The sequence below is a fragment of the Samsonia erythrinae genome (genome assembly GCF_004342665.1).
Lineage (GTDB): Bacteria > Pseudomonadota > Gammaproteobacteria > Enterobacterales > Enterobacteriaceae > Samsonia > Samsonia erythrinae.
The window spans coordinates 489,455-513,231 of sequence record NZ_SMBY01000001.1 but is presented as its reverse complement, the minus strand read 5'-3'; the positions used below and the strand labels follow the sequence as shown (position 1 = coordinate 513,231).

17 protein-coding genes are annotated in these 23,777 nt (G+C 52.5%); 8 read left to right on the top strand and 9 right to left on the bottom strand.

From position 1 onward, the window contains the following. Positions 1–4: 4 nt before the first annotated feature. From EDC54_RS02315 to wecA, 3 genes are all read right to left on the bottom strand, one after another. Entirely contained in the window at positions 5–439 is a 435-nt protein-coding gene (locus tag EDC54_RS02315) for an arsenate reductase/protein-tyrosine-phosphatase family protein (protein WP_132452831.1), read from the bottom strand. An 8-nt stretch (positions 440–447) separates the two neighbouring features. Then, positions 448–1,584 (bottom strand): polysaccharide export protein, encoded by a 1,137-nt coding sequence (locus EDC54_RS02310; protein ID WP_132452829.1) that lies wholly within the window; start codon positions 1,582–1,584, stop codon positions 448–450. Between the two features lie 116 nt (positions 1,585–1,700). Continuing rightward, positions 1,701–2,798 carry a UDP-N-acetylglucosamine--undecaprenyl-phosphate N-acetylglucosaminephosphotransferase gene (gene wecA / locus EDC54_RS02305; RefSeq protein ID WP_132453622.1) on the bottom strand — a complete coding sequence of 366 codons (1,098 nt, stop codon included), beginning with the start codon at positions 2,796–2,798 and terminating at the stop codon, positions 1,701–1,703. A gap of 729 nt (positions 2,799–3,527) precedes the next feature. Between wecA and EDC54_RS02300 the strand changes: the two genes are divergently transcribed. Next, positions 3,528–5,111 carry a TerC family protein gene (locus tag EDC54_RS02300; protein WP_132452827.1) on the top strand — a complete coding sequence of 528 codons (1,584 nt, stop codon included), beginning with the start codon at positions 3,528–3,530 and terminating at the stop codon, positions 5,109–5,111. A gap of 81 nt (positions 5,112–5,192) precedes the next feature. On the opposite strand, the gene dcuC is transcribed toward EDC54_RS02300, so the two are convergent. From dcuC to apbC, 5 genes are all read right to left on the bottom strand, one after another. Further along, positions 5,193–6,545 carry an anaerobic C4-dicarboxylate transporter DcuC gene (gene dcuC, locus EDC54_RS02295; RefSeq protein WP_132452825.1) on the bottom strand — a complete coding sequence of 451 codons (1,353 nt, stop codon included), beginning with the start codon at positions 6,543–6,545 and terminating at the stop codon, positions 5,193–5,195. A 259-nt stretch (positions 6,546–6,804) separates the two neighbouring features. Further along, positions 6,805–8,637 carry an outer membrane assembly protein AsmA gene (gene asmA, locus EDC54_RS02290; protein ID WP_132452823.1) on the bottom strand — a complete coding sequence of 611 codons (1,833 nt, stop codon included), beginning with the start codon at positions 8,635–8,637 and terminating at the stop codon, positions 6,805–6,807. Positions 8,638–8,696: 59 nt separating this feature from the next. Continuing rightward, on the bottom strand, positions 8,697–9,278 hold the full coding sequence (gene dcd, locus EDC54_RS02285) for a dCTP deaminase (protein WP_132452821.1): 582 nt from the start codon (positions 9,276–9,278) through the stop codon (positions 8,697–8,699). 42 nt (positions 9,279–9,320) lie between these two features. Beyond that, positions 9,321–9,962: a uridine kinase gene (gene udk / locus EDC54_RS02280; RefSeq protein WP_132452819.1), complete on the bottom strand. Its 642-nt coding sequence runs from the start codon at positions 9,960–9,962 to the stop codon at positions 9,321–9,323. 184 nt (positions 9,963–10,146) lie between these two features. Further along, complete coding sequence (gene apbC / locus EDC54_RS02275) at positions 10,147–11,256, bottom strand: iron-sulfur cluster carrier protein ApbC (RefSeq protein ID WP_132452817.1); 1,110 nt, start codon at positions 11,254–11,256, stop codon at positions 10,147–10,149. 219 nt (positions 11,257–11,475) lie between these two features. On the opposite strand from apbC, the gene metG reads away from it, so the two are divergent. From metG to EDC54_RS02240, 7 genes are all read left to right on the top strand, one after another. Continuing rightward, entirely contained in the window at positions 11,476–13,506 is a 2,031-nt protein-coding gene (metG, locus tag EDC54_RS02270) for a methionine--tRNA ligase (RefSeq protein ID WP_132452815.1), read from the top strand. Between the two features lie 270 nt (positions 13,507–13,776). Continuing rightward, positions 13,777–16,824, top strand: a complete 3,048-nt coding sequence (gene fdnG, locus EDC54_RS02265) for a formate dehydrogenase-N subunit alpha (protein WP_132452813.1) — start codon at positions 13,777–13,779, stop codon at positions 16,822–16,824. Between the two features lie 12 nt (positions 16,825–16,836). Further along, positions 16,837–17,745, top strand: a complete 909-nt coding sequence (fdxH, locus tag EDC54_RS02260) for a formate dehydrogenase subunit beta (protein ID WP_132452811.1) — start codon at positions 16,837–16,839, stop codon at positions 17,743–17,745. Beyond that, entirely contained in the window at positions 17,738–18,373 is a 636-nt protein-coding gene (gene fdnI, locus EDC54_RS02255; protein ID WP_132452809.1) for a formate dehydrogenase-N subunit gamma, read from the top strand. Before fdxH ends, fdnI begins: the two co-directional genes overlap by 8 nt. A 456-nt stretch (positions 18,374–18,829) precedes the next feature. After that, complete coding sequence (locus EDC54_RS02250) at positions 18,830–19,906, top strand: sugar ABC transporter substrate-binding protein (protein WP_132452807.1); 1,077 nt, start codon at positions 18,830–18,832, stop codon at positions 19,904–19,906. Positions 19,907–19,919: 13 nt separating this feature from the next. Then, positions 19,920–21,170: an LVIVD repeat-containing protein gene (locus EDC54_RS02245; protein ID WP_132452805.1), complete on the top strand. Its 1,251-nt coding sequence runs from the start codon at positions 19,920–19,922 to the stop codon at positions 21,168–21,170. 130 nt (positions 21,171–21,300) lie between these two features. Beyond that, positions 21,301–22,677 (top strand): esterase-like activity of phytase family protein, encoded by a 1,377-nt coding sequence (locus EDC54_RS02240; protein ID WP_132452803.1) that lies wholly within the window; start codon positions 21,301–21,303, stop codon positions 22,675–22,677. Positions 22,678–22,720: 43 nt separating this feature from the next. On the opposite strand, the gene pgl is transcribed toward EDC54_RS02240, so the two are convergent. Beyond that, positions 22,721–23,719 (bottom strand): 6-phosphogluconolactonase, encoded by a 999-nt coding sequence (pgl, locus tag EDC54_RS02235; protein WP_132452801.1) that lies wholly within the window; start codon positions 23,717–23,719, stop codon positions 22,721–22,723. Positions 23,720–23,777 lie beyond the last annotated feature (58 nt).

The window sequence follows — 23,777 nt, the reverse complement described above, 5'->3', positions numbered from 1 at the left end:
CTTATTAACGGCTTAGTGCCTGCGCCCATTTTTGCGCAGACAGCTCAAGTTGCGAGTAAACAAATTCGAAAGCTTCGCGGCTTTTACGATACGGATCGGCAATTTCCTGCTGATTCAGCCAATGGCCGAATAACATGGTCTTCCCGCGTACCTCAGGTGCAATACGGCATACGCCATCAATATGCCCTTTTTCCATCACCAATATCAGATCGTACTGGCGACAAAGCGCTGAGGTTAACTGCTGCGCCTCATGCCCCTCAAGGGAAAGATCATGTTGAGTCGCCACATCAGTAGCCATAGAGTCCGCAGGCTTGCCTACTAATGCCCCTAACCCAGCTGAAGCAATCTTCTTCGTCGGTAATGCCTTCTTCAGCAAACGCTCACCCGTTGGTGACCGACAAATATTGCCCACACAAACTACTAAGATTGAATCAAACATAGTTATCTCTATGGCCAAGTACGGATTCGCAGGCTACCCTCACTCAAATCGTTAAAGGCTGAGATCGTCGGTGCGAGTTGTGAAATCAGGCGATTCCAGCGAGCGACCGGTGCAGTAGTAACATAAACCACATCATAGGGCTGCAACTGGAATTCAGCGCCCATGACAAGTGAGGTAGCATCAGCTGCGTTGAGTTGATAAATATCAGCCAGTTTCGGCCCTTGCGTGCCGCGAAGAGGACGAATGACAAAGACACCAGTCGCATCTGCGAGAGATTGATCCATGCCTTCGGCATTACCCAGCGCTTCTGTCAGCGTCATACCGCTGCGATCCATTTTTAGCGTACTTTGTTTCTTCACTTCCCCCATAACGAACACTTTTAGATCGTCATTACGTGGGATGTAGAGGATGTCGCCAGGGTATAACAAAGTATTTTGGGATAGGTCACCATTTTGCATCAGCGCCTGCAGAGAGATACGTTTCTCCTGACCGTTATGCGTCAGAACAATATTACGCCAGTCTGCGTTTTCGCTTAACCCGCCCGCCTTGTTAATCGCATCAAGGATGGTTAATGGTACGTTGGTGATAGGTTGCTCGCCTGAAGTTTTCACTTCACCCGTTACATATGCTTTTTGAGAACGGAACGCCGCGATGTTGACATCAACCTGAGGGGATTCTATATACGTCGCCAATCGGGATGCAATTTCTTCGCGCACCTGCGTTACTGTTTTACCCGCAACCTTGACCTTACCGATATAAGGATAAAAGATTGTACCGTCAGAATGCACCCAGTTCCCCGTATCGGCAGCCGTGCGATAGGTTCCTGCCGGCGTGGTGAGTTCGGGATGATCCCACACGGTGACCATGATGACGTCGCCAATACCGATACGGTACTCATACTGTTGGAGTTCACGTTCCAGCGCAGGGTTGGTTTGTGCAATCAATGGTTTTGGTCGCATTTTATCGACCAGATAAGGCGTCAGCGGATAAACGTTGACTAGCTTATCAATATTAAAATCAGCATCTTGCTGCTCTATTACATTTTTACCACTGGTAGAAAGATGAGATCCCGGAATTATGGTACAACCGCTAAGTAGCGCTACTGATACCGTCAACGATATCAGTTTTAACTTGTGCTTTATCATCCTGTCTATGCCGCCGCTCTTGATTAAAGATTGTGCAAACCCCTACAAAATAGCTCGTTATTATAGAGAATAAATGATCAAATTACCCTTCGATGTAAGGTGTAAAAACGGCTAATTCACCGTTTTAATGGTGTAGAACTATTCTTCTCCGCGCCCGATACAATAGAGTGCGGGTCTCGGGTTGTCTTTCTAAACCATGTCAACACACGCCATATGCGGTTAATCATCCAGAAATAACCGCAGAAAACCAGCAAAAAGCTCCCCAGCATGATAGGCTCAGTTACGCCAACACGCTCGCTAAAAATGCCTATAGCCGAAAATATCATGGCAACAAAAAGGATAAGCACCAACGCCTGATGGGGTGTTAAACCTGCACGCATTAATATATGGTGCAAATGCTCACGGTCGGGTTTAAACGGACTATCGCCTCGCCGAACGCGGCGCACCATAATTGTAACCATATCCATCAGCGGAATAGCGATAAACCAAAGCGCAGTGACCGGGCGAATCACCGCTTTTTCCCCCTGCGTGGCCAGTATCAGGAGCCATATAACCGTAAAGCCGATTAGCGTACTACCCGCATCTCCCATAAACACCTTAAACTTTCTCCCCCACACGATGCCCAAGTTAAGGAGGATATAAGGCAAGGTCGCCGCTAACAGACACACGCTCCAGAGCGCCAATTCGTTGCGATCGTCCAGATAAAATACAATTGCAAGCGCACCAAAAGTAACACAGGAAAGGGCACCCAGTAAGCCATCAATGCCATCAACCATATTAAAAGCATTGATAGCGCCCCATACGGCAAATAACGTTACCGTGTAGCCGAAGACGCCGAGAACAAGCTCATACCCGAAGAGAACATTCCCTAACGTTTCCAGGTACAACCCCGCATACATCATTAAAGCCGCAACACCAGCCTGCAGCCCTACACGGGGTAAAACGGGGAGGTCAAAACGGTCATCCAGTACACCAACAACCAAAAGCGCAGTCGCACAAACCATGTAGAGGGAAAAGTCAGGTAACCAGCCGGGTTGTAGCACATACAAAACCCACAGCGCAAAATAAATGGACACACCGCCAACGAGAGGAATGTGGCCTTGATGCTTTTTACGCACATTGGGTTTATCCACTAATCCAACGCGAATCGCCGCCTTTCTGGCTAAGAAAAGCGCTAAAAAGGCGCTGATAAATATCGCTACGAACTCTTGCATTTTTACACCACCATCAACCGTTGTAGGTTTCTGCATCAGGCACGCTACCGCCCTTGGCTTGTAGCTACCAACGCACTATCAAAGTACGGCTCCCGTCCTGTGATTTAAATTTTAAAACTTTAGGTTACAGATTTATTATCATTTTTGTTGTACGACAAAAGTAAGTCGCCGGATGAATGCCTTGATGACAACAGAGACATTTTTTGATCCAGACCCGGCCCCTCAGGTGTAAAGGGGGAATACTCAGCCTCAATGGCTAACATAGTATTGACGACCTAAGTAAGAGTACAAGGACAAGATGTTTAGGAAGGGTTTTTTCAGAATAAGACTACGGGCATCCACTGTTACAAAACCTCCATCAGTATAAAAAACCGACTAAAAGAATAAATTTGGTTCAGTCCGGCGCTAAAAACGCCGTCTGGAATATAAAATTACATAATTACATGAAGATTAACAACATCGCGCCATTCTATACCCTGTTTCGTAACATGCTCATGGTACGATCTCTATCCCTGTTATACAGCATAAAATTTTGCTTAAGATCGGCAACCTGTTTTTTTAACATTAAATTCATTTCCGCGCGATTTGTTGCACGTAGCCACGAACGCAGTGTGCGTTGGTTTTGAGCATACCCCTCATAGCAAAAGTTTATCCCCACAAATTCTGGTTCATCTGCACATGCCCTGATACGCTACAGGGGTTATCGTCATTTAAAGGTGAAAAAGAGATATGGAGTGGATCGCAGATCCAACGATATGGGCCGGGTTGGCCACGCTGGTTGTCCTGGAACTGGTTCTGGGCATTGATAATCTTATCTTCATCGCCATTCTGGCTGAAAAATTACCGAAAGAACAACGTGATAAAGCCAGAGTGGTCGGTCTGCTGCTCGCCCTGGTCATGCGGCTGATTTTGCTGTCGTCTATTTCCTGGCTGGTGTCTTTGACAACCCCTCTGTTCACGCTCCTGGGACACACCTTCAGCGCGCGCGATGTCATCATGCTGGTTGGCGGTTTATTCCTGCTGTTTAAAGCCACGATGGAGCTCAATGAGCGGCTAGAAGGAAAAGATGAAGAGCAGCATGCTCAGCGTAGCGGCGCGCGCTTCTGGCCAGTTGTGGCACAGATCGTGGTGCTGGATGCCATTTTTTCACTGGACTCCGTGATTACCGCCGTCGGTATGACCGACCATCTACTGGTCATGATGTCCGCCGTAACGATTGCCATCTTCCTGATGCTGTTGGCCAGCAAACCGCTGACCCGCTTTGTTGCTGAGCATCCGACTATCGTTATCCTGTGCCTCAGTTTTCTGCTGATGATTGGTTTCAGTCTGGTTGCAGACGCGTTTGGCTACCACATTCCTAAAGGCTACCTCTACGCCGCGATAGGTTTCTCGGTACTGATTGAGATGTTGAATCAGGTTTCCCTGTTTAACCGTCGGCGTTTTCTTTCTTCTATTCCACTGCGCCAACGCACCGCCGAAGCCGTTTTGCGCATTTTACGCGGTAACCATGAAGAAGCCGAGCTGGATAATCAAACCTCGTCAATGATTGCAGACAACACAAAGGCAGGTCAGGAAGTCTTTAACCTCCAGGAACGCCGGATGATAAAACGGGTATTGGGGTTGGCACAGCGAACCATCAGCAGCATTATGACGTCGCGGCATGATATCGAGCCAGTAGAACTGGACATTAAACAAGATGAACTGGCTCAATGGCTAAAGACCAACCCGCATTCCCGCCTCGTAATCACTGACAGCAATGCATCCGACGAACCACTCGGCATCGTGCACGTTGCGGATTTACTCCAGCAGCAGCTAAACAGCGAGCCGTTTAACCTGCGCGCTCTAATCCGCCAGCCGCTGGTTTTTCCTGAGCAACTTTCTCTTTTACAGGCGCTGGAACAGTTTAGAGAAGGAAGGACGCACTTTGCGTTTGTCGTCGATGAATTTGGTTCGATGGAAGGTATTATCACTCTGAGCGATGTAATGGAAACCATTGCCGGCAATCTGCCGCGTGAAGGCGAAGATCGCGATGCGCGCCACAGCATTCAGCAGAATAACGACGGTAGTTGGACCGTAAACGGCTACATCCCGCTCGAAGACCTGACGATGTATGTCCCGCTGAAATTAGATGAAAAACGTGAATATTATACGTTGGCGGGGCTGCTGATGGAGCATGCTCAGCGCATACCGCAAGTAGGTGATACCGTATCCATTGATGACTATGATTTCACCATTCTGGCAGTGGAAAGCCACCGTATCGTGGAGGTTCGTATCACTCCCAATCATAACTCATCGTCGGATTTTGAAGTGTAATAACGGCGGGACAACGCCCTCTCAGATGCCGGGCTTCCCCATCGCCCCTGCCGGCAGGCAGGGGTGGTTTGCCGTTAAGAATCAGGCTGGCACCATAATCTCTGTAGCAACAATGACCACGACCAGCCCCACCAGAACCGGAACAGAAGTACGCTTCACGACCTCGAAAGGCGATATTTTCGCCATGCCGGCAACGGCGACCACCACGCCGGATACCGGAGAAATCGTGCGCCCCAAATTGGAGGCCTGAAGCATCGGAATCGCCAGATAGGCCGGATTGATCCCCATCTGTGACGCCAGTTTGGGAATCAACTCAACGAACGCATAAAACGGCGCATTACCCGATCCCGTCGTCATCGCGGCCAACATCGTGATCGCCACCAGTACGAGCATAATCACCAGCCCGCCGCTGCCAAATGACTGCGCAAGACCTATCAGGCCGCTGATAAAGCCAATCGTGCTAAGTCCCTGAGCAAAAACGCCTGCAGCCACCAGCAGGATCACCACGCTAGAGAACGCATCCGCCATCCCACGATAAGCCACATCCAGTCCGGCAAACACCTTTTGCGCACTGAACGAACGCATAAATTCCAGCGCCGCAGCCAGCACCATGCAGATAACCAATACGGTAATGATATGCAGCTCCGGCCCCCATTTACCGTCAAACACCAGCACTCCTATAATCGGCGTAAAAGGAAGGATGGCATAAAAACGCGGAGCATCCGTCTTGATTTCGCTTGCATCCAGGATTTCATGGCTGACATTGGCTTTATTGTCCAGATAGCGCTGCCAGAAGAAGTGCGCCACAGCCATACACACGATAGCCATGATGGAAATGGGCAAGGTGACCTTAAAAGCGAAGTCTACCAGCTTCATTTGTGAAGCCTGCGCAGCCAGCACAACATCGCCCGACGTCGGCGACAGGATCAGCGCCACGGGAGAAGCACAGATTGCCGCGGCGGCGCCACGACTGATCCCCACGTTCACCATGACCGGGAACAAGGTTGCCATCAACAGCACTCCCAATCCCGTTGCTGATGACACCGCCAGCGACATCAGACAGGCGACAAAATAGGCCGCAATCATTAACAAATAGGGCGAGTTAATCATTTTTAGCGGACGGGAGACCAGCTTGACGACGACATCATTTGCGCCAATATGCGTCATATAAGCTGCAAATCCACACAGCACCATAATCATCATGCCGAGATCGCCGCCGCGGCTCATCAGCAAAATTTTTACGTATTCAACAATATCCGTTGCGCTCCAGCCCGTCGCCTTCGCGCTGGCCGGCAATACGTTTTTCCCCAGCATGGCACTGATTGCCAGCAGCAATAATCCGCCAACCAGTAATACACCGGTGGCGGAGTACCCTTTTATAATGTAACGCCCTACCAGAACCGTTACAGCAACACCAATCAAAAGTTCGAGCATAGTTGGTTTCGATACCTGAGCAATGAATAACCTGAAAAATCGCCAGCAGCAGCTTGTGCCGAGCCCAAAAGAAGGGCGGATTTTACTGCCTTAGGAAATAAAAAAAGAGAAAAATATTCATATACGGAGTTAAAAAAGAGACGCCTGGCACAAAGTCAGACGCGAGGCATAGAACAAACGTAAGGAAGGCATCGGATAACAGCGCCGATTTGCTGACGAGACTCTGCAAATCGGCGTAGAGGGAACCGCGCAGGGAAAACTAAAGGCGGTCGAGCAACTGCTTCAGATCTTTCCCTTTCTGGCTCTGCTGATTTTGACTGGCCCAGTCATTCAAACGTTTCTTCAGTTCATTCTGGAGGCGTTTACGCAGCAGTTGATCAACCTGTAACTGATAGTTCAGCTTACCCCATTCGCCATAGACACGCAGCGGAATAACCGTGTTTTTCAGCACGCTGACCAGCTGTTCATTCCCCTGCCACCCTTGCGTGATAGACACGTTCAAATTGACATCACACGATCTTGCTGGCAAATCGAACTGTCCTATGCCATTAAGCGACAATAATTCTGAGCGGCCATGGAGATCGGTCAGCCGTAATTTTCCCGCGTTCAATTGCGCTTTTCCCGTAAACTGTTGCAGTTCAGTATAGCGTTCGTATCGCTCTTGCCCCCGCACATTGCCGTTACTGCGCGCGACGGCCATCTGCACCATCTGCTGAATATTCAGACCCTGTAGACGAACATTGTTGGCTTGCAACGTCGCCGCTCCATGCCACTTCTGCATCTGTACAGGGAGTTCAAGGCTATTGCTTTCGAATTGTCCCTTCATGGAAAACTGACCGCTGAGGGTTTCCGGCAACGCAAGCGCTGGCATCACCTGAGACAATTCAACGTCTTTAATATCCGGCCACAGCGTGATATTGGGCGCAGATGTCGTTACGACTTTAGCGGGTATAGAAAAACGTCCGCCCCCCAGCTCACCGCTCAAGGCCGTAATATCCAGTCGTCCCGGCTGATTGTCTGCCCGTAACGTAAACTGCCGGATATCAAGCCCACGGTAGACCAGTGTCGCAGCCTGTAACGACAGACGCGCCGTAAACGCCTGTAAGCCACTCTCCAGACTGGATGCCCCCCCCTCTCTGGAAATGACGGGCGCAGAGACTTTCACAGGCGTAGAAGTGGCGTTGTTCTCTTTTACCGAAACGGTCCCCAGCAGTGAATCCAGGTTCAGGTTTTCAGCGAGCAAATCCAGTTCGTAATGCGGGATATCCCCCAGCGTTACGCTACCTGCGCCCGAAAGTTGGCTATTACTGGTGTTGAGTGAGAGCTGGGTAAATGTAATTTTTTCAGGCTGCTGCTGGTAGCTTGCCTGTACGCTTCCCGTCCCGCTGATCCCATTGGCCGGGATACCTGCGCCCTGAAGCTGGTAATCCAGCCGGGTGATATTGGCATTAACCTGCTGGGGGAAATGCTGCATATCGACATCAGCGGCAAGAGAAAAGGCAATATCACGCTGATCGCGATTAATGCGGCTGGATAAATCGAGGCTAATCTGACGGTCGCGGTTCTGCTCCATGGAAAGGTTGATATCGCGAATATTAACCTGTTCATTGTTGCTGCGTTGCAGAATCAGCAGGCTATCGGCAACTTTTATTTTATCAATGCCTAACCGCCAACGTCGTTCCTCAACAGGCAGCGCCGTTCCCGCTGGCGCAATCGGCGCATTGTTGGCCTGCTGCGCTGCGCTTTCCGGCGTAAGGCGAACGATCGCCCCTTTCAGCATCACCTGTTTTACCGCCAGTTTGTGTGATAACAACGGCCAGAGCTCGACATCAAGACGCATGTTCTCCGCGCTGACAATCGGCGCGCCAGCCCCCGGCGCGCTGAGCGACATACCGCCGGATAAAATACTTAGCTGCGGCCACACATGCCAGCGCAAATCGCCATCCAGTTGAAGACGATAGCCGCTACGTTCCTCAACCTGCTTCACCATATAGGCGCGGAAGTCATTGGGGTTAACCAGCGCAACCAAGGCCACCATTCCTGCCACCAGCACCACAAGCAAAATTGCCAGCGTTGTCAGAAATCTTCTCATGCCATCCTCATTGTGAAACGTACGGCGACTGCTTTCGCGCAAGCAGACTGCCCGGATGCTCAGTCTTTATCGATCCGGCTCGCTACCGCACCTTGTTGATCTTTGTATTTGGCATCCTGACGGCGGTTGTACGGACGAGCCGCCGGACCGGAAAGCGGTTCAAAACTCAGAGCGCCAATCATCATGCCGGGACGCAATGCCAGCGGCAACTTACCTGAATTATAGAACTCCAGCACAATTCTTCCTTGCCAACCGGGATCAATACGGTGTGCGGTAACGTGAACCATCAATCCCAGGCGCGCCAACGAGGAGCGGCCGTCCAGCCAACCAACCAAATTATCCGGCAGCGTCACCGACTCAAACGTGACCGCCAGCGCCAACTCGCCGGGGTGCAGGAAGAAGGCCTCGCCCTCCGGCAAATTAATTTCGTCACTCATGACGCGATCCAGCGCGGCGCTGACCTCATCTTTCGGGCCGCTTAGATCAATGAAAGGCGCGGTGTGCCCACGGAAAACACGAAACTGATTTCCGAGCCGAACATCAACCGTCGCGCCATTAATTCGTTCTGATGGCGGACGGGGTGTAATCACCAGTCGGCCATCATCCAGCCAGGCTTCAATGTCACGGTCACACAGTCTCATTTTATTCTCCCTTCGCCGGTATCGATCACATAATGCCACGACTTATTCAAAGAACTGGCTTATCTTGGCTTTTAAGATATCAATCGCAATGCGGTTTTTCCCACCACGCGGTACGATAATATCGGCGTACTGCTTGGATGGCTCAATAAATTGCAGGAACATTGGGCGCACCGTTTTCTGGTACTGTTCCATCACGGAATCCATAGAACGGCCACGTTCATTGACGTCACGACGCATGCGGCGCATCAGACAGATATCCAGCGGCGTGTCGACAAAAATAGAGAAGTGCATCTCATCGCGCAGGCGCGCATCCGTCAGCAGCAGAATACCTTCCAGAATAATGACTTTCTTCGGTTCAATGTGCACGGTTTCCTGCTTCCGAGTATGCTCAACGTAGCTGTACTGCGGTACTTCGATCGCCTGACCCGCTTTCAACATCTGTAAATGTTTCAGCAACAGGCTGTGATCCATAGAACTTGGATGGTCGTAGTTGGTTTTTACCCGCTCTTCCATTGTCAGGTGGCTTTGATCTTTATAATAGCAGTCTTCAGATATCACCCCGATATGCTGGTCGCCAACCTGATCGCGTAATTCGCGATACATGGTGCTGGAAATAAGGCTTTTACCCGAAGCGGATGCTCCTGAGATCCCGATGATGACGCACTGGTGAGACTGATCAGTCATGGTATTAACGACCTGAATAACATAAATAAAGAGAGGGGAACGCGCCAATAGCGCTTTAACGCGGCAATTATAGGGAGTTAGCCCCCGTCACGCCACCCTTTCCGCGCATTGCGCCGGGGGAAACCGCTCGCCGAAGCAGGCGTCAAGCCGGGGTGGTTCCCGGCCAGGTAAAAAGCGCGGAAAATTACAGCGCCCGGAAAGATATCTCACCGGGGATGACATCGCCCTGCCAATAAAGCTGGGCCGCAACCTGCCCCGCCAACTCACGATACAGAGAAGTGAACTCGCTGTCCGGCTGGCTGACCACCGTCGGCTCACCGCGATCGAGATCTTCACGCAAGGAGATGTGCAGCGGAAGTTGCCCTAACAGGGCGCAATGGTATTTTTCCGCCAGTTTCTGCGCGCCGCCCGTACCGAAAATGGGCTCCAGATGACCGCAGTTGCTACAGATATGCACGCTCATGTTCTCAACGATACCCAGCACCGGCACGCTGACTTTTTCGAACATCGCGATGCCCTTCATGGCATCCATCAACGCGATATCCTGCGGCGTCGTCACCACCACAGCGCCAGTAACCGGAATATTCTGCGCCAGCGTCAGTTGGATATCCCCGGTTCCCGGCGGCATATCGAGTACCAGATAGTCCAGATCCGGCCAAAGCGTATCCTGTAGCAGTTGCAACAGCGCTTTGCTTGCCATCGGTCCGCGCCATACCATGGCGTTATCATCCGTGACCAGATAACCAATCGAGTTCGTCGCCAGACCGTGCGCGATAATCGGCGCCATATGCTGACCATCCGGCGAGGTCGGGCGCTCGCTGGCAGATCCAAGCATGGTGGGTATCGACGGGCCATAAATGTCGGCATCCAGAATACCGACATTCGCGCCTTCTGCCGCCAGCGCCAGCGCCATATTGACCGCCGTGCTGGATTTGCCGACGCCGCCTTTGCCGGAACTGACGGCAATGATGTTTTTCACCCCTTTCACGCCAGCCTGATCGTTAACCCGACGCAACGTGGCGATCTCATGCGTTAACCGCCATTCGATGGCCTTCGCGCCGGATAAACGCAATAACTCATCGCTAACCGTCTCTTTTAGTACCGCCAGGCCGCTGAGCCAGGCAAACGGCATCGTCAATTCGATGTGCAACACATCATTGAGCAGCGCGCAATGGCGCAGCGCATTCAGTGTCGTCAGGTTGTTTTTCAACGTCGGGTGCTGAAAAGCAGATAGGACCCCGGCGACCATCGCACGCAGTGCTTCAGGACGTTGTTCGGGGAGTGTAGCGTTCATTCCGGCTCCTTGAAATTCTCATATTTAACCGTTAAACCGGGTATAGCATACCAGAGCCAATAAAGCCTGACGCTCTCCATCATCAAAAACGTGGAAACGCTACGCAAAAATACCCCGCCATTGGGTTTCCTGCCGTTTTAGGCTGCCAGCGGTTTACGCAGCAAGGGGCTATCGGTTAACATCAATGCCCCTCTATTCATAAAAGAAAGCAAGTTCCTCATGACTCAAGTCGCAAAGAAAATTTTGGTAACGTGCGCGCTGCCTTATGCTAATGGTTCGATTCACCTCGGTCATATGCTTGAACATATTCAGGCGGACATTTGGGTTCGTTACCAGCGAATGCGCGGCAACCAGGTTCACTTTATCTGCGCAGACGACGCCCACGGCACGCCAATCATGCTGAAAGCGCAGCAAATGGGGATTGCGCCAGAGCAGATGATTGCGGCGATGAGTCAGGAACACCAGCAGGACTTCGCCGGTTTCAATATCAGCTATGACAACTATCACTCCACGCACAGTGAAGAGAACCGCGAGCTGTCCGCATTGATTTACCGTCGCCTGAAAGAGAATGGGTTCATTAAAAACCGCACGATTTCCCAGCTCTACGATCCAGAAAAAGGCATGTTCCTGCCGGACCGTTTCGTAAAAGGCACCTGCCCGAAGTGTCAGGCAGCCGATCAATATGGCGATAACTGTGAAGTGTGCGGAGCGACCTATAGCCCGACCGAGCTGATTGACCCCAAATCAGCGGTTTCCGGCGCGACGCCGGAGATGCGCGAATCAGAGCACTTCTTCTTCGATTTGCCGGCGTTCAGCGAGATGCTGCAAGCCTGGACACGTTCCGGCGCCTTGCAGGATCAAGTCGCCAACAAAATGCAGGAGTGGTTCGACGCTGGGCTGCAACAGTGGGATATTACCCGCGATGCCCCCTATTTCGGCTTTGAAGTGCCTGACGCGCCGGGCAAATATTTTTACGTCTGGCTGGATGCGCCAATCGGCTACATGGGCTCGTTCAAAAACCTGTGCGACAGGCGTGGCGATTTGAATTTTGATGACTTCTGGGAAAAAGACTCCAAGGCCGATTTGTATCACTTTATCGGTAAAGACATCGTTTATTTCCACAGCCTGTTCTGGCCAGCCATGCTGGAAGGCAGCAACTTCCGTAAACCGACGAACCTGTTTGTCCACGGCTACGTCACGGTCAACGGCGCCAAAATGTCCAAGTCGCGGGGCACGTTTATTAAAGCCGGCACCTATCTGCAACATCTGGACGCCGATTGCCTGCGCTATTACTACGCGGCAAAACTGTCTTCGCGCATTGACGATATCGACCTTAATCTGGAAGACTTCGTCCAGCGCGTCAATGCCGACATTGTGAACAAAGTGGTGAATCTGGCCTCACGTAATGCCGGTTTCATTAATAAACGTTTTGACGGCAAGCTGGCGGACAAACTGGCTGACGCAGCGCTGTACCAAACCTTTATCGATGCCGCCGCCAGCATTGCGGAGGCCTATAACAGCCGCGAGTCTGGTCGTGCTATTCGTGAAATTATGGCGCTGGCCGATATCGCCAACCGCTATGTCGATGAGCAGGCGCCGTGGGTGGTGGCAAAAGAAGCAGGTCGGGAGGCCGATCTTCAAGCAATTTGCTCCATGGGCATCAACCTGTTCCGCGTATTGATGACATACCTGAAACCGGTTCTGCCTGGACTGGCACTGCGTGCAGAGGCGTTCCTGAACACTGAGCTGAGCTGGGATGCGATTGCCGCCCCGTTGCTGAATCATCAGGTTAATCCATTCAAGGCGCTGTTCAACCGCATCGATCTGGAGAAAGTCAGCGCCATGGTTGACGCCTCTAAAGAAGACATGACCACGACGCAAAAAGTCATGTCCGGGCCGCTGGCGGATAACCCGGTGCAGGACACCATTAACTTCGACGATTTTGCCAAAGTCGATATGCGCATCGCGCTGATTAAACAGGCCGAGCTGGTTGACAGTTCTGACAAGCTATTGCGGCTGACGTTGGATCTGGGCGGCGAGACTCGTCAGGTCTTTTCCGGTATTCGTGAAGCGTATCCGGATCCGGCCAAACTGGAAGGCCGTTTAACGGTGATGGTCGCCAATCTGGCGCCACGTAAGATGCGCTTCGGGCTTTCGGAAGGCATGGTGATGGCGGCAGGGCCCGGCGGGAAAGACATCTTCCTGTTGAGCCCAGACAGCGGCGCCCAACCGGGTATGCAGGTCAAATAATCATCACCACAAGCCGGATTTTTATCCGGCTTTTCTTTTTGCAACAACGCTTCCCAACTCCACGCTAATTTTCCCGTCGATCAGCATAGTTTGTAACGATGAAATAACAAATTCGCTATATATTACAATATATAGCGAGAGAAAAACATACCTCTTTGTAGGTGTAATGGGGGTTTAAATACTTAAATTTTGATTTTGCGCAAAACCCACAATTTATGTGTTGTTAAATTGCTCGCAACAAAAATGACACATAATGACACAGGGAAACTAATGCAACTGAATAGAAGAGGTTTCTTTAAAGTTTGCGCGGGGGGGATGGCTGGAACCACTCTCGCGGTATTGGGCTTTACACCCACGGAAGCGATGGCGTCTGTACGTCAATATAAGCTGTTACGCGCGAAAGAGACGCGTAACAATTGCACGTACTGTTCGGTTGGCTGTGGTGTACTCATGTATAGCCTGGGCGATGGCGCCAAGAATGCAAAACCTTCTATTTTTCATATTGAAGGGGATGCCGATCACCCAGTCAGCCGCGGTTCTCTCTGCCCGAAAGGCGCAGGTCTGGTTGACTACATTCACAGCGAAAACCGCCTGCTCTACCCTGAATACCGCGCGCCGGGCTCAGACAAATGGCAGCGGATTAGCTGGGACGACGCCATTGATCGCATCGCGCGCCTGATGAAGGCTGACCGCGACGCCAACTTTCAGCGCACCAACGCCAAAGGCGAGACCGTCAATCGCTGGTTAACGACCGGTATGCTGTGCTCCTCTGCGGCCAGCAACGAAACCGGTATTCTCGACCAGAAATTCACCCGTGCGCTCGGTATGGTCGCCATCGACTGTCAGGCTCGCCTGTGCCACGGCCCAACCGTTGCCGCGTTAGCGCCGACATTCGGTCGTGGCGCGATGACAAACAACTGGGTTGATATCAAAAACGCCAATGTCATTATTGTGATGGGCGGAAACCCGGCAGAAGCCCACCCGGTTGGTTTTAAATGGGCCGTTGAAGCGAAAACGCAAAACAAAGCCAAGCTGATTGTCGTCGATCCGCGTTTCAACCGCTCCGCAGCCGTTGCCGACCTTTATGCCCCTTTACGCGCGGGTTCCGATGCCGCATTCCTGCTTGGTATCGTTAATTACCTCATCACAAACGATAAGATTCATCATGACTATGTGGTGTCTTACACTAACGCCAGCCTGATTGTACGTGATGATTTCAGCTTCAATGGGGGGCTGTTCAGCGGTTACAACGAACAAACGCGCCAATACGATAAATCCAGTTGGCACTATGAACTTGATGAGTCTGGTTTTGCCAAACGCGATACCACGTTGTCCCACCCGCGCTGCGTTTGGAACCTGCTGAAAAAGCATGTCTCGCGCTATACGCCGGAAATGGTGACATCGCTGTGCGGCACGCCGGCCAAAGATTACGAAGAGATTTGCCGTAGTCTGGCGGAAACCTGTGTCCCGAACAAAACGGCGACCTTCATGTACGCATTGGGCTGGACTCACCATACCAACGGCGCGCAGATCATCCGGACAGCAGCGATGATTCAGCTGCTGTTGGGGAACATCGGCATGTCGGGCGGCGGTATCAACGCGCTGCGCGGCCACTCTAACATTCAGGGCTATACCGACCTCGGTCTGTTAACGACAAACCTGCCGGGCTATATGCCGCTGCCGTCAGAAAAACAGCCGGACCTGCAAACGTACCTCACGCAAATCACGCCGACGGCGCTGCTGCCCGATCAGGTTAACTACTGGAAAAACACGCCAAAATTCTTCATCAGCATGATGAAGAGCTTCTATGGCGATAAGGCTCAGGCCGCGAATAATTGGGGTTATGATTGGTTGCCGAAGTGGGATCGTAGCTACGACGTTATGGTGCAAACCGAACTGATGGTGGAAGGCAAAATGAACGGCTACATCGTTCAGGGCTTTAACCCCGTTGCGGCTTTCTCCAACAAAAATAAAGCGACCGAAGCGCTCTCCAAGCTCAAATACATGGTCATTATCGATCCGTTAGTAACGGAAACCTCAACCTTCTGGCAGAACTACGGCGAATTCAACGACGTGGATACGAAATCCATTCAGACTGAAGTTTTCCGTCTGCCCTCTTCCTGCTTTGCCGAAGAGAATGGTTCTATCGCCAACTCCGGACGTTGGCTGCAATGGCACTGGGCTGCGGCCGAGCCACCGGGAGAAGCGCGTCACGATGGTAAAATCCTCGGCAAGCTGTTGATGCGCCTGCGCGAACTGTACAAAGAAGAAGGCGGCGCCTATCCCGATCCGTTGATGAATATCAACTGGAATTATAAAGACCCGGAAGATCCGACGCCGGAAGAGATCGCCCGCGAGGCCAACGGAATGGCGCTGGCCGATCTCTACGACGACAGCGGGAAACTGATCCTGAAAAAAGGCCAGCAGCTGGCTGATTTTTCACAATTACGTGATGACGGCACCACGTCCAGCTTCTGCTGGATCTATACCGGAAGCTGGACGGAAGCTGGCAACCAGATGGATAGACGCGATAATGCGGATGCGGGTCTGGGCTGCACGCCAAACTGGTCGTGGTGCTGGCCGCAAAACCGTCGCATCCTTTATAACCGCGCTTCCGCCGATCTGCACGGCAAACCCTGGGACAGCCAACGCAAGCTGCTGGAATGGAACGGGCAGAAATGGCAAGGTATTGATGTGCCTGATTTTGCCGCCACCGTTCCACCGGGCAAAGACACCGGACCGTTCATCATGCAGCCGGAAGGGCTGGCCCGTTTGTTCTCCGTGGACAAATTGGTCGACGGGCCGTTCCCGGAACACTACGAACCTATCGAATCGCCAATTGGCACCAACCCGCTGCACCCGTCGGTCATTTCCAGTCCGGTGGCGCGTTTATTTGCCCGTGACGCGGAAACGATGGGGACAGCGAAGGATTTCCCTTACGTTGCAACGACATACTCAATTACCGAGTTGTTCCGCCACTGGACGAAACACGCGCGCCTGAACGCCATTGTGCAGCCAGAGCAATTCGTGGAGATCGGTGAAAATCTGGCGAAAAGCAAGGGCATTAAAGCAGGCGATGAAGTCAAAATCTCCTGCCAGCGCGGCTACATTAAAGCCAAAGCGGTGGTCACCAAGCGTATTAAAACGCTGGAAATTGCCGGACGCAGCGTGGAAACCGTGGGTATTCCCTGCCATTGGGGTTTTGAGGGCACCACTCGTAAAGGGTTCCTGGCTAATACACTCACCCCGAGCGTCGGCGACGCTAATTCACAAACGCCTGAGTACAAAGCGTTTTTGGTTAATGTAGAGAAGGTGTAAGGGTAGCCAACTATGTCAATGCAATCACAAGATATTATTAAACGTTCGGCCACCAACGGCTTCACACCGCCTCCGCATGTGCGCAACGATAAAAGCGAAGTGGCAAAGCTGATCGATGTCACCACCTGTATCGGCTGTAAGGGCTGTCAGGTGGCCTGCTCTGAATGGAATGACATTCGTGATGAAGTCGGCCATAACCTCGGCGTTTACGACAACCCGGCCGATCTGAGCGCCAAATCCTGGACGCTGATGCGCTTTTCCGAAGTGGAAGAGAACAACCGTCTGGAATGGTTGATTCGTAAAGACGGCTGTATGCACTGTAGCGACCCAGGCTGTCTGAAGGCCTGTCCTTCAGCCGGCGCCGTTATCCAGTACGCCAACGGTATTGTCGATTTTCAGTCCGAACACTGCATCGGCTGCGGCTATTGCATCGCCGGCTGCCCGTTCAATATTCCGCGTCTGAACAAAGAGGATAACCGCGTCTATAAATGTACGCTGTGCGTCGACAGAGTCAGCGTCGGGCAAGAGCCAGCCTGCGTGAAAACCTGTCCGACCGGCGCCATTCGTTTCGGTACCAAAGAAGAGATGAAACATCTGGCGGAAGAGCGCATTGCCGATCTGAAAAGTCGCGGCTACGAACATGCCGGTCTGTACGATCCGCAGGGCGTGGGCGGTACACACGTGATGTACGTGTTGCACCACGCAGACAGGCCTTCTCTCTACCACAATCTGCCTGATAACCCGCAGATTTCCACGCCGGTCAACCTGTGGAAAGGCATACTGAAGCCGCTATCTGCGTTGGGGTTTGTCGCGACATTCGCCGGGTTAATGTTCCACTACGTCGGTGTTGGCCCGAACACAGAAGAAATGGAGCATGAGCACGATGAGGAGCACAAAGAAGGGGGAGACAAACATGAGTAAGCCAAAAATGATTCTGCGTACCAAGTTTATCGATCGCATCTGTCACTGGATTGTGGTGATTAGCTTTTTCCTGGTCGCGCTCTCTGGTATTGCCCTGTTCTTCCCGACGTTGCAATGGCTGACGCAGACATTTGGTACACCGCAGATGGGGCGTATTCTGCATCCGTTCTTCGGCGTGCTGATCGTTATCTGCCTGATCCCGATGTTTTTCCGCTTTGTTAGTCATAACATTCCGAAGAAACGCGATCTGCCGTGGTTCCTCAACATCATTGAGGTCCTGAAAGGCAATGAGCACGAAGTGTCTGAAGTGGGTAAATACAACCCGGGTCAGAAACTGATGTTCTGGAGCATCATGGGGCTGACGCTGGTCCTGCTGATTACCGGGGTGATCATGTGGCGCCCCTATTTTGCCCACCTGTTCCCGATTGATATTGTGCGTTACGCCATTCTGATCCATGCGGTCGCGGCGATTGTGCTGATCCACGCGATCCTGATCCATATGTACATGGCATTCTGGGTCAAAGGTTCGATCAAAGGGATGATAGAAGGCAAAGTCTCCGAACGCTGGGCGCGTAAGCATCACCCACGCTGGGCGCGAGAAATGAAAGAAAAAGAAGCGGAGAAGTAACCCGCTCCTCCTCCTCTCCTCACATCAAATGCCCGCCTCGCGGGCATTGCAGACAGTTGACAATCCTATTTACCGAATGAAAACGGGAGTAACGGAATAGAAGAGTAAAGCGTTTGCGCCAGGGATGGCGCAATCCGAGCTTACAGGGAAGTACTTGCAGCGTCTTTACGATCTATCCGTTACTCTCGCTCTACGGACTTTGTCAGCAACTTCAAATACCCGCCTCGCGGGCATTTTTACTCTCCGTCGTCAGCATTAACCGTTATAACTTAAGCCTAAAAGTCATAACCCGCCCCTCTTCCTCGACTGTCACGATATCGCTATGATGCGGTATCACTTTTAAATAGACATCCAGACATAAAGACAGCTATAAAGTGACGATAACATAACAATACCGTCATCGACACAACACTTGATCAACACAAGATCCCGTTATAAAACGCCATGGAGCTGATAATGAAGACTTTTACGCCCGCCCTGCTTGCACTGAGCCTGCTGACCGCATTACCAACTTTGGCTAATCAGAATGCCGCTATCACGCCTGTTCCGGCGGCGATTGCCAGGCATGACGGCCCAATTCGCATCGCCGTGATCCGCAATCTGGGATCGGACGACAACACCACGCAGTTTGTTTCCGGCGTGCTGGAAGAAGGCAAAAAGCTGGGCTTCAAGATCAGTACCTTCCTGAGCAACGGCGACGACGCCCGTTTTCAGGACTTCGTCAATCAGGCCATTAGCCAGAAATATGATGGCATCATCCTGTCTCAGGGGCGCGATCCCTACTCTACCGATTTGATTAAGCGCATTGTCGACAGCGGCATCGCGGTCTCGGTGTTCGATACCGCCGTAAATGGTGAAATCCCGGGAGTGACCGTCACGCAACAGGATGACGCGTCGCTGACGAATGAATCATTCGGCCAACTGGTGAAAGATTTCAACGGCCAAGCCAATATCATCAAGCTGTGGGTCGCCGGTTTCCCACCGATGGAGCGCCGCCAGCTCGCCTATCAGCAAATCCTGAAAGCGAACCCCGGCATCAAGGAGCTGGAATCGATTGGCGCCGTGTCTTCCGATGTACAGGGCGATACGGCCAATAAAGTCGGGGCCGTGCTGGCGAAATACCCGAAAGGCAAAATCGATGCCATCTGGGGAGCCTGGGATGCCTTCAGCCAGGGGGCTTATAAGGCATTGAAAGAAAATGGCCGGACTGAAATTAAACTGTACAGCATCGACATCTCCAATCAGGATCTCCAGCTCATGCGTGAAGCGAACAGCCCGTGGAAAGTCAGCGTGGCCGTCGATCCGAAACTGATTGGTAAAGTTAACCTGCGGCTGGTGGCTAACAAGATCGCCGGTGAACCGACGCCCGCAACCTACGAGTTTCGTGCTGCGGCCATTCCACAGGCGTTGTTAGCCAGCCAGCCGGGGCCGGTTAATGTCGCGGGACTCGCGAAAATCATCCCTGGCTGGGAACATACGGATGATTTTATCGCCCCGTGGTTTGCTACACTGGAAGCCAAACAAGCGAAATAATACGGAGAAACGTATGGCATCGATTCCTCTGCCAACGCCCGATTACAGCCGCAATATGCGGCTGATTGGACACAGCGATCAAGGTGGCAGACCTGACGGCGTGCAGGTGATGGTGCATCGCGGTTACGCTTATATCGGGCACATGATTTCACAGGGCGTGTCGATAGTGGATGTTCGCGATGCCAAAAACCCCAAACCAGCGGGATTTATCGCCGCCCCGCCCGGCACCTGGAACATCCACCTGCAAACCCATGACGACCTTCTGCTTGTCGTCAATGCGCGTGATTTATTTGCCGACGCCAGCTTTGCCGAAGAAAAGGTCTATTACACCCGCTCCGTCGCTGACACGGTCAGTACCAAACCGCAGGGAAAAAGCTGGAGCGCCGGATTGCGTATTTTCGATATCTCTACGCCGGATAAACCGCGCGAAATCAGCTTCCTGCCACTGGACGGCATCGGTATTCACCGCATCTGGTACGTGGGCGGACGCTGGGCTTATGTCTCCGCGCTGCTCGATGGCTACAGCGATTACATCTTTCTGACGATCGATCTGGCCGATCCCCTACGCCCGGAAGTCGCTGGCCGCTACGGGTTGCCCGGCATGCATACCGCTGGCGGAGAAACCCCAGACTGGCCGGAAGGCAAGCGTTATGCGCTGCACCACGCCATCGTTAGCGGCGACACCGCCTACGCCAGCTGGCGCGATGGCGGCCTGACGCTGCTGGATGTGCGCGATCGTACTCATCCGCAGCTCATCAGTCACCGCAACTGGAGCCCCCCCTTTGGCGGCGGCACACACACGGCGCTACCGCTGCCGGATCGCAACCTCCTGATCGTGCTGGATGAAGCCGTGCTGGATAATCAGGAAGACGGTGAAAAATTAATATGGGTATTCGATATTCGGGAACCGGGTAATCCGGTCAGTATCGCAACCTTTCCGCAGCCGAAAGAGGCGGATTATGTGAAGAAGGGCGCACATTTCGGCCCCCATAACCTGCATGAAAACCGTCCCGGCAGCTTCATCAGTTCGTCACTGATTTTCGCGACCTACCAAAACGCCGGCGTACGGGCTTACGACATCAGTAATCCGTATCAGCCGAAAGAGACCGGCGCGCTGGTGCCCGCGGCACCGACCAGAATGGTGGATAAACGTCCCGGCAGACCGCAGGTTATTCAGTCTTGTGATGTGTTTGTCGATGCCGATGGCCTCATTTACAGCACCGACTACAACGCCGGGTTATCGATTATCGAGTATCGCGGATAACCCTCCCACGCTTTGCACTCCCCTTCCGGCGCGGCATTCACCTTACCGCGCCGGTTTCATCTTGCTGTCATTGTCGATTTCTATAGTGGCTTGCCTTATGGCTTATTCACCATAATCAAAAGGAATCGTAATGAAAACGCATCCCTATTTCTCCCTACGTTGGCCAGTACTGGCATTCACCACGCTTCTGGGATTGAATCATTCACTTGCCGCCCAGCCATCGCCGACGTCAGCCGCCCCCGCTGAACTGGCGGGCCACGCGGTCATGCCGGTTAAATCCTTTATCCCCGCGCCCGATGATGCGCCTGCGGATATGAAGATCAGCGGTAAATACACCACCGGTTCACGCGTCACGGCCCTAAACGGCGTGCCTGCAAAATCGGCTGACCGGATAACAGGGTTGGCACTGCCTGTAGAAGGGCAGCCGCTGCAAGGCCATTCCGGCATCAAAAAGATGCCCGATGGCACCTATTGGGTGCTGACAGACAACGGCTACGGCACAAAAGCGAATTCTCCCGATTCACTCCTGTACCTGAATCGCTATCAAATAGATTTTAAAAACAATACCGTTAACCGGCTGGAAACGCGCTTCCTGCACGACCCGGATAAACGCGTGCCGTTCCATATCGTCAATGAGAGTACAGACAAACGTTACCTTACCGGCGCCGACTTCGACCCTGAAAGTTTTCAGTTTGCCGATAACAGCTTATGGATTGGTGATGAGTTCGGCCCGTACTTAATCAAAGCCGACCTGAATGGAAAAATACAGGCGGTATTCGATACCCGCGTCAATGGTCACATCGTGAAATCGCCCGATAACCCAACACAAGCCTCTCCCGGCACGCCGGATGGCAAACTGAGTTTTCAGGTGTCTCGCTCAAAAGGCTTTGAAGGCATGGCAGCGTCAAAAGACGGTTCAAAGCTGTATCCACTGCTGGAGGGCGCATTGTGGGATGCGGATCGTCAGGAGTACGAAAATGTTGCCGGCAAGCGTTACCTGCACATTCTGGAATTTGATGTGAAAAAGCAAGTCTGGACCGGCCGTAGCTGGCAATATGTGCTGGAAGACAATCAAAATGCCATTGGCGATTTCAATATGATCGACGATCGACAGGGTTTAGTGATCGAACGGGACAGCAATGAAGGCACCGTGGATAAAGCCTGCCAGCCGGGTGCCGCAACCACGAAATGTTTCAGCGCACCGGCGCGATTTAAACGAATCTATAAAATAGCATTTTCAGATGACAACGTCGGTAAGCCCGTCGATAAATCCGCCTACCTCGACCTGATGAATATTCAGGATCCGAAGAAGCTGGCACGCAAGCCACTGACAAACGGGGTGTTGACGTTCCCGTTCATGACGATCGAGAACGTCGATGTCGTTGACGATCGCCATATCATCGTCGGCAATGATAATAACTTCCCGTTTTCATCCAGCCGTCAGCCCAATGAGGCCGATGATAATGAGTTTATCCTGCTGGACGTTAAAGATTTCCTCACCCGGTGAGTTATTACGCTCCCCGTCTCTCGGGGAGCGCAACCTGACATACTTAGTCTATTGCCAGGATCGTCACCCACATCGGTCCCTGACCAACGGCATAACGCGCCAGCGGTTGCAGTTCGCCCGTTTGTTGGGCGATGTGGTATACCTCAATGTGCTGAGACTTCTGTCCCGCTGAAATCAGGAACTCGCCGGTATGATCGATATTGAAACCGCGCGGCTGTGTTTCGGTCGGCTGGTGGCCGGTCAACGTTAACGTGCAGCCGTCTTCAGACACCTGGAAAACGCTCAACAGGCTGGCTGTACGGTCGCTGGTGTAGAGAAAACGGCCATTTGGCGTCATGTGAATGTCCGCCGCCCAGCGCGTGTCGCGGAAGCCTGCCGGCATAGCATCCAGCGTTTGCACGTTCTGCCATTCGCCGCTGGCTGCATCCCATTGGTACACATCCACCGAGCTGTCCAGTTCGTTGACGCAATAGGCAACGCGCTGATTGGGATGAAAAGCCATATGGCGCGGGCCGGCACCGGGTGTCGTCGTCATCTCTGCCTGACGATGCACGCTCAGTTTTCCATCCGCGCTGAGATCGTACAGGCGAATACGGTCTTCTTTCAGACAAGGCGCCCACAAAACACGGTCAGTTGGATCAAGATTGGTGGAGTGGCACCCTTCCAGCCCGTCCAGTTGCTGAATCGGCTCGCCGACGATACCGTCAGCGCCAATCGGACTAACGCTCACACAGGCGCCGCTGTATGACGCGCTGAACAGGAAGCGCCCGTCGCAATCGGTAGACAGGTGGGTCGGGCTGCCCGGCAGAGAAGCGGCGCCAGCCTGCGTCAGTTTACCCTGCGCATCAATACGATAACTCAACACCCTGAAGTCAGGACGAACGCCCACATACAGATGACGCTTGTTCGGCGCAATCACCATCGGCTGAACCTGTCCCGGAACGTCAACGGTTTGCAATAATGTCAGATTTCCCTGAGTACCGAGTTGCCAGACGTGGATCTGCTGGCTTTCCGGGCTGGCGACATAAACAACTTGCTGCATCGTATTCTCCTTAATTTCACGCGAATGTAGCGGCTCAGGAAAGCGAAGAAGAGAGTGA

Bases quoted from the DNA above. Each gene is read 5' to 3' on its own strand.
- apbC (WP_132452817.1), bottom strand. From the start codon at position 11,256: ATGAACGCTACACTCCCCGAACAACGTCCTGAAGCACTGCGTGCGATG.
- wecA (WP_132453622.1), bottom strand. From the start codon at position 2,798: ATGCAAGAGTTCGTAGCGATATTTATCAGCGCCTTTTTAGCGCTTTTC.
- fdnG (WP_132452813.1), top strand. From the start codon at position 13,777: ATGCAACTGAATAGAAGAGGTTTCTTTAAAGTTTGCGCGGGGGGGATG.
- EDC54_RS02240 (WP_132452803.1), top strand. From the start codon at position 21,301: ATGAAAACGCATCCCTATTTCTCCCTACGTTGGCCAGTACTGGCATTC.
- dcuC (WP_132452825.1), bottom strand. From the start codon at position 6,545: ATGCTCGAACTTTTGATTGGTGTTGCTGTAACGGTTCTGGTAGGGCGT.
- pgl (WP_132452801.1), bottom strand. From the start codon at position 23,719: ATGCAGCAAGTTGTTTATGTCGCCAGCCCGGAAAGCCAGCAGATCCAC.
- EDC54_RS02250 (WP_132452807.1), top strand. From the start codon at position 18,830: ATGAAGACTTTTACGCCCGCCCTGCTTGCACTGAGCCTGCTGACCGCA.
- dcd (WP_132452821.1), bottom strand. From the start codon at position 9,278: ATGAGACTGTGTGACCGTGACATTGAAGCCTGGCTGGATGATGGCCGA.
- fdnI (WP_132452809.1), top strand. From the start codon at position 17,738: ATGAGTAAGCCAAAAATGATTCTGCGTACCAAGTTTATCGATCGCATC.
- EDC54_RS02315 (WP_132452831.1), bottom strand. From the start codon at position 439: ATGTTTGATTCAATCTTAGTAGTTTGTGTGGGCAATATTTGTCGGTCA.
- fdxH (WP_132452811.1), top strand. From the start codon at position 16,837: ATGTCAATGCAATCACAAGATATTATTAAACGTTCGGCCACCAACGGC.
- EDC54_RS02300 (WP_132452827.1), top strand. From the start codon at position 3,528: ATGGAGTGGATCGCAGATCCAACGATATGGGCCGGGTTGGCCACGCTG.
- asmA (WP_132452823.1), bottom strand. From the start codon at position 8,637: ATGAGAAGATTTCTGACAACGCTGGCAATTTTGCTTGTGGTGCTGGTG.
- metG (WP_132452815.1), top strand. From the start codon at position 11,476: ATGACTCAAGTCGCAAAGAAAATTTTGGTAACGTGCGCGCTGCCTTAT.
- EDC54_RS02310 (WP_132452829.1), bottom strand. From the start codon at position 1,584: ATGATAAAGCACAAGTTAAAACTGATATCGTTGACGGTATCAGTAGCG.
- EDC54_RS02245 (WP_132452805.1), top strand. From the start codon at position 19,920: ATGGCATCGATTCCTCTGCCAACGCCCGATTACAGCCGCAATATGCGG.
- udk (WP_132452819.1), bottom strand. From the start codon at position 9,962: ATGACTGATCAGTCTCACCAGTGCGTCATCATCGGGATCTCAGGAGCA.